The following is a 6358-nucleotide window of genomic DNA, read 5'->3' as shown; positions in this document are numbered from 1 at the left end:
GGGGCGGCCGATGCCGGCGCGGCGTCGCGGGGCGCGGGGAGGCGGCGGCGAGCCGCCGCGCGATACGGGCCGTCGCGTCGGGGGGCGGTTCCACCGCGAAAGCGTCGACCACCCGCCCCAGGACGGGGTCGGTGCGATCACCGGCGAGCGCGTCGGCGATGGCGACGTCGAGAGCGTCGGCGGCCCGCTGATCGTCGGAGTGCGTACTCACGCCACGACCTCCTTCCGCAGCTTCGCCACGGCGCGGTAGACCAGCATCCGCGCGGCCGGCGCCGAGATGCCCAGTGCCGCACCGATCTCCGGTGACGACAATCGCGCACCGAATCGGAGTGCCACGGCGTCCCGCTCGCGCTCGGTCAGGACCGACAGGTGTGCGCGCACCTCGTCGTCGGCGATCCGGCGCAGCGCGGCGGTCTCCGGTCCGTCGCCGGGTTCGACGCGGTCGGACCCGACGTGTTCCGACGGGATCTCCCGTCCGTTGCGGCGCCACCAGCCCGCGACGTTGTGCCGCGCGATGCCGGTCAGCCAGGCACCGACGGTGCCCGCAGCCGGGTCGTACCGGTCCCACGATTTCATCGCCGCCACGAACACCTCGCTGATCACGTCCTCGGCGTCGGCGTCCGAGGGCACGCGCAGACGCACGTAGCGCCACAGCGGCGTCACGTGCTCGCGGTAAACACCCTCGAATCCACCGTCCATCCATCACCCCTTCGCGCCGGACGGCGAAACTGTAACGCCGCTAGGCGATCAGCGTGCGGGCAAACTCCCGTGCCGACTCGAGATCGGACCCGTTCGGGCGTTCGCGCTTGGCACCGCCGAACCACCCGAAGGGCGGCGAGGTGTCATAGCCGCGGCAGAAGAACTCCCCGTCGACGGTGAACCCGGCCCGCCGCAGTCGCCGGTGCAACGGCTTGGTGGTCAGCGGCGGAAAGCCGCTGGTGCCGAAGACGAAGGCCCGCCCGGTCATCGACTCGTCGGGGAGGGCGGCGACGAAGTCGCGCAGCCGGGGGTGGACGCGCTGGTTGTAAATCCCCGAGCCGAACCCGACGAGGTCGCAGCCGACCAGGTCGTCGGCGGTGATGTCCTCGGGCTCGACGACCCGCGCGCCGAGTACCGGCGCCATGGCCTCGGCGACCCTCCGGGTGTTGCCGTGGGAGACGGAAACGCAGACGAGCAGAGCAGTGGACATGAGCCCCTCCTATCGGGCGATGGTGCGCGGCTCGACGAGGCCGCCGAGCTTGTCGGGGTTGCGCATGGCGTAGATGTGGGCGATCGTCCCGTCGACGACGTGGAACCAGAACACACCGCCCGGATCGTCGGTCATCGTCACCGCGAAGCCCGGCATCCCGTTGGCCCGGAGGGTGCGCGTGGCCATGTCCTTCTTCATCCCGATGCGCACGAAGCCGAGCAGGATCCGTGCGATCGCGTCGGCGCCGACGATCGGCCGCTTGGCGGCGCTCGCCTTGCCGTCGCTGTCCGCGGTGTAGACCGCATCCGGCGCGAGCAGCGCCAGCAGCGCGTCCATGTCGCCGGTGACCGCCGCGAGCTGGAAGGCGTCGACCACCTCCTGCGCCTTCGCGGCATCGGCCGCGTCGTAGAGCGGCCGCCTGGCCTGCACGTGCCCGCGCGCCCGATGCGCGGTCTGCCGCACGGCGTCGACCGACGTGCCGACGATGCCGGCGATCTCGTCGTAGCCGAAGCCGAACACCTCGCGCAGGAGAAACACCGCGCGCTCCTGCGGCCGCAGCGTCTCCAGGACGACGAGCATCGCCGTGGACACCGACTCGGCCAGGACCACGTCGTCGGCGGGATCGTTCTCGTCGAGCAGGATCGGCTCGGGCAACCACGGGCCGACGTACTCCTCGCGTCGACGAGTGGCCGCCCGCGCGGCGTTGAGCGCCTGCCTGGTCACCACGCGGGCGAGATACGCCCGCGGGTTCTCGACGGTGGCGAGGTCGACGCCGGCCCAGCGCAGATAACTCTCCTGCAGCACGTCGTCGGCATCGGCCGCCGAGCCGAGGATCTCGTAGGCGATGGTGAACAGCAGCGGCCGGAACTCGGCGAAGACCGTGGCGTGCTCGCCCGTCTCGTCCATCACCGCCCCGCCGTCGCGGCAACCCGCGACGCCTGGGTCGGTCCGCCCTTGACCCACCGGAACAGCCGCGGGTGGCGCACCCCGATGATCGTGGTGCGGCAGATGGTCTCCTTCACCAGCGCGGCGGTGCGCCCGCCCACCACTGCTCGGTTGGGTGTGTCGTCGCGGCTGGTCAACTGCAGCGTCGCCGCACCGCGGCCCAGGCTCAGGCATTGTGCGACGAACCCCTGGTCCACCGGTTTCGGCTGCTTGCCCGAGGCGAGCGCGAGGACCGCGGCCGCGGCCTTCGAGCCGAGTGGGATGGCGGCCTGGCAGCTGTTGCGCAGCAGCACGCCGCTGGGCGCCACCGCATCCCCGGTTCCGACGATGCGGTCGTCGCCGACGCTGACCAGGGCGGCGTCGGTGCGCAGCCGCCCGTCGTCGTCGACGGTCAGCCCGCTGCGCCGGGCGAGGTCGGGGTAGGCGAATCCGGCGGTGACCACGGTGACCTCGGCGGGGACTTCGACCCCGTCGGCGAGGCGTACCGATTCGGGACCGATCGCCACCACCTCGGCGTTCTCACGGACCTCGACGCCGAGGCGGGCGAGGGTGTCGCGAGTGGTGGCCCGACCCTTGTCGGAGATGCTGGGGGCGATCTCGCCGTCGGACAGCAGCGTGACCCGGTGGCCCTGCTCGCCGAATTCGGCCGCCGCCTCCACCCCGGTGAGGCCGGCACCCACCACCGTGATCGTCCGCGGCCCGGCCGCGAGCCGTTCCCGCAGGGCGTCGGCGGACTCCCAGTCCTCGAGTCGGTGGCCGTGCTCGGCGGCACCGGGGATCGTCGCATCGGGTGCACCGCTGCCGAGGGCGTAGACCAGGTAGTCGTAGGGCAGGGCCGCGCCCGAGGCCAGCGCGACCGTTCGGCCGGGTGCGTCGATCGCCGTCGCGGTGTCGACGAACAGCCGGACGCCCGGTGCGAGCATCGTTGAGAAGTCGCGCGCGGCCCCGCCGGTGCCCGCGGCCCACTGGTGCAGCCGGATGCGTTCGACGAACCGGTCGCGCTCGTTGACCAGGACGACGTCGAAGGACCTCGCGAGTCGATTGGCCGTCGTGGTGCCGGCGTATCCACCGCCGAGGACCACTACCCGTTGCTTGTCACCCATGCGTTCGCTCCTTGGTGTCTCGAGTCTGTCAAACCCCGAGACACCGGGGAAGGGTGATTTGTGACAACTAGGCCGGGCGGAGGCTCTCCATGGTCTTGGCGACCTCCCAGAACGCGCGCAGCGACTTCAGCTTGCCGTTCTCGTCGGCGGCGTAGGTGAAGACGCCCTTCGCCTCGGAGATGTGTCCGGCGATGTGCGTGACGATCTTGCCGATGTAGGCCACCTCGTTGCCGCAGATCGTGCCCTCGTCGAAGACGAACTCGATCTTCTCGGTGGTCGCGATCGTGATGTCCCAGAAGTTCGACAGGGCGTCGCGGCCGCGATGGCCGACACCCTCCTCGTCGAACATCGACGGTCCGACCGGATCCTCGACGATCCCGTCCTCGGCGAAGTTGTCCAGCCACGCCTGCTTGTCCCGCTTCTCGACGGCCTCGCGGGACTTGCGCCCGACGACGACGCCGGGGGCGTTCTCCCGGTCGATGTTCAGGTACGGCGGCAGCTGCTCACCGGCGACGGCATCACTTGGTGCCATAGTCGACCTGCAGCTCCTTGATCGCGTTGATCCAGCCGTGGCGCAGACGACGCGGCTGCTCCAGCTTGGTGATGTCGGGGACCAGGTCGGCCAGCGCGTTGAACATCAGGCCGATCTCCATGCGGGCGAGGTTGGCGCCGACGCAGAAGTGGGCGCCGTTGCCGCCGAAGCCGACGTGCGGGTTCGGGTCGCGCAGGATGTTGAAGGTGAAGGGATCCTCGAAGACCTCTTCGTCGTAGTTGGCCGAGCCGTAGAACATGCCGACGCGGTCGCCCTTGTTGATCGGCACACCGCGGATCTCGGTGTCGCGCAGCGCGGTCCGCTGGAAGCAGTTGACCGGCGTCGCCCACCGGACGATCTCGTCGACCGCGGTCGCCGGGCGCTCCTTCTTGAACAGCTCCCACTGGTCGGGGTTGTCCATGAAGGCGTTCATGCCGTGGCTGATCGCATTGCGGGTGGTCTCGTTGCCGGCGACCGTCAGCAGGATGAAGAAGAAGCCGAACTCGGTCTCATCGAGCGAGTGGCCGTCGATGTCGGCGGTGATCAGCGTGGTGACGATGTCGTCGGCCGGGCACTTGCGGCGCTCGTCGGCCATGTTGTAGCCGTAGCCGAGGATCTCGGCGGACGCCTGGTCCGGCGGGGTGGTGAACTCCGGGTCGTCGGCGTTCATCATCGAGTTCGACCAGTCGAAGAGCTTCATGCGGTCTTCCTGCGGCACACCGAGCAGGTCGGCGATGGCCATCAGGGGAAGGCCGACCGCGACGTCGTGGACGAAGTCGCCCTTGCCCTTCTCGGACGCCTCCTTGACGATCTTGCGGGCCGCGTCGTCGAGCTTCTCCTCGAGCGCCTGCACGGCGCGCGGGGTGAAGGCCTTCGCGACGACCTTGCGCAGACGGGTGTGCTCGGGGGCGTCCTTGTTGATCAGCAGCGCCTTGGTGACGTCCATCGCCTCCGGCGGCATGTCGTCCTCGAAGCGCATGATCACGCCGTTGGCGTTGGTCGACCAGTCCTCGGAGTTCTTCGAGATGTCGCGGATGTCGGCGTGCTTGGACACGACCCAGTAGCCCGCGTCGTGGAAGCCGCCGCCCTTGCCGGGCTCCTGGGCGTTGAACCACACCGGCGCGGTCTTGCGCAGGCAGGCGAACTCCTCCATCGGGATGCCCTGCTCCAGCAGGTCGGGACTCGTGAAGTCCCAACCCTTCTCCTTCATGAACGGGCACTGCCCTGCGGCGTCGCCCTGCGAGACCATGGTGTCGTTCGCCTGGGTCACGTCTGCACCTCTTCCAAACTGTTCTGCCGGGCTGCGACCGAACGAGAACGTGTTTCAATTTATGACAGTGATCACTCTGCCACACTGCATAGACACCAAACAAGAACTTGTTCTAGTTTTGAACCTGAGAATCCTCCAAGGGAAGTGAGACGGACATGGGTGTTCCGGTAATCGTGGAAGCCGCTCGGACGCCGATCGGCAAGCGCAACGGCTGGTTGTCGGGTCTGCACGCTGCAGAAATCCTCGGCGCGGCACAGAAGGGCGTCATCGAACGCGCCGGGATCGACCCCGCATTGGTCGAGCAGGTCATCGGCGGCTGCGTCATGCAGGTCGGCGAACAGGGCAACAACGTGACGCGCACCGCGTGGCTGCACGCGGGACTCCCGTGGCAGACCGGTGCCACGACGGTCGACTGTCAGTGCGGCTCGGCCCAGCAGGCCAACCACCTCATCGCGGGCCTGATCGCCGCCGACGCCATCGACGTCGGTGTCGCCTGCGGCATCGAGGCCATGAGCCACGTGCCGCTGGGGGCGAACGTCGTGGAGAGCGCCGGCCCGCGCCGCCCCGAGTCGTGGGACATCGACATGCCCAACCAGTTCGACGCCGCCGAGCGCATCGCCGACCTGCGCGGCATCACCCGCGAGGACCTCGACGCCTTCGGTCTGCGCAGCCAGCAGCTCGCCAAGCAGGCCTGGGACGAGGGTCGTTTCGACCGCGAGGTCCTCGAGGTCATCGCCCCCGAGCGCACCAAGGAGGGCGAGCTGACCGGGAACAAGCTCACCGTGAACAAGGACCAGGGCCTGCGCGACACCACGCTCGAGTCACTCGCGGCGCTCAAGCCCGTCATCGAGGGCGGCAAGCACACCGCCGGCACCTCGTCGCAGATCTCCGACGGCGCCGCCGCGGTCCTGCTGATGGACGAGGACAAGGCCAAGGCCCTGGGCCTCAAGCCCCGGGCGCGCATCAAGGCGCAGGCCCTCGTCGGCGCCGAGCCGTACTACCACCTCGACGGCCCGGTGCAGTCGACCGCGCGCGTGCTGGCCAAGTCGGGCATGAAGCTGTCCGACATCGACCTGGTCGAGATCAACGAGGCCTTCGCCTCGGTCGTGCTGAGCTGGGCCCAGGTCCACAAGGCCGACATGGACAAGGTCAACGTCAACGGCGGCGCCATCGCGCTGGGCCACCCGGTCGGCTCGACCGGCTCGCGCCTGATCACCACCGCGCTGCACGAGCTGGAGCGCCGCGACGGCGAGACCGCGCTCATCACGATGTGCGCCGGCGGGGCCCTGTCCACCGGCACCATCATCGAGCGGATCTGA

The 6358-nt window shown here is 69.4% G+C and carries 8 protein-coding genes; 1 reads left to right on the top strand and 7 read right to left on the bottom strand.

What is annotated here, in order from left to right; genetic code table 11:
- The 7 genes from QM634_RS05810 to QM634_RS05780 form a co-directional block, all read right to left on the bottom strand.
- The coding region (locus tag QM634_RS05810; protein ID WP_415041822.1) for a hypothetical protein at positions 1-211 on the bottom strand (211 nt) is incomplete at its 3' end.
- Entirely contained in the window at positions 208-699 is a 492-nt protein-coding gene (locus tag QM634_RS05805) for an RNA polymerase sigma factor (RefSeq protein ID WP_415041821.1), read from the bottom strand. The genes QM634_RS05810 and QM634_RS05805, both read right to left, overlap by 4 nt.
- A 40-nt stretch (positions 700-739) precedes the next feature.
- Complete coding sequence (locus tag QM634_RS05800) at positions 740-1189, bottom strand: flavodoxin family protein (RefSeq protein WP_415041820.1); 450 nt, start codon at positions 1187-1189, stop codon at positions 740-742.
- A gap of 9 nt (positions 1190-1198) precedes the next feature.
- The gene (sigJ, locus tag QM634_RS05795) at positions 1199-2095 is read right to left on the bottom strand and encodes an RNA polymerase sigma factor SigJ (RefSeq protein ID WP_415041825.1); all 897 of its coding nucleotides are present in this window, start codon (positions 2093-2095) and stop codon (positions 1199-1201) included.
- Positions 2095-3237, bottom strand: a complete 1143-nt coding sequence (locus QM634_RS05790) for an NAD(P)/FAD-dependent oxidoreductase (RefSeq protein ID WP_415041819.1) — start codon at positions 3235-3237, stop codon at positions 2095-2097. The genes sigJ and QM634_RS05790 overlap by 1 nt, the downstream gene beginning before the upstream one ends.
- A 67-nt stretch (positions 3238-3304) precedes the next feature.
- Positions 3305-3769, bottom strand: coding sequence for a nuclear transport factor 2 family protein (locus QM634_RS05785; RefSeq protein ID WP_415041818.1), 465 nt, complete (start codon positions 3767-3769; stop codon positions 3305-3307).
- Positions 3756-5018 carry a cytochrome P450 gene (locus QM634_RS05780; RefSeq protein ID WP_415041824.1) on the bottom strand — a complete coding sequence of 421 codons (1263 nt, stop codon included), beginning with the start codon at positions 5016-5018 and terminating at the stop codon, positions 3756-3758. The genes QM634_RS05785 and QM634_RS05780 overlap by 14 nt, the downstream gene beginning before the upstream one ends.
- A gap of 176 nt (positions 5019-5194) precedes the next feature.
- Here QM634_RS05780 and QM634_RS05775 point away from each other — a divergent pair, with 176 nt between their 5' ends.
- Entirely contained in the window at positions 5195-6358 is a 1164-nt protein-coding gene (locus tag QM634_RS05775) for a steroid 3-ketoacyl-CoA thiolase (RefSeq protein WP_415041817.1), read from the top strand.

Source organism: Gordonia sp. (in: high G+C Gram-positive bacteria), assembly GCF_047606305.1.
Lineage (GTDB): Bacteria > Actinomycetota > Actinomycetes > Mycobacteriales > Mycobacteriaceae > Gordonia.
The sequence above is the reverse complement of the archived record's forward strand: the minus strand, read 5'-3'. Positions and strand labels throughout refer to the sequence as shown.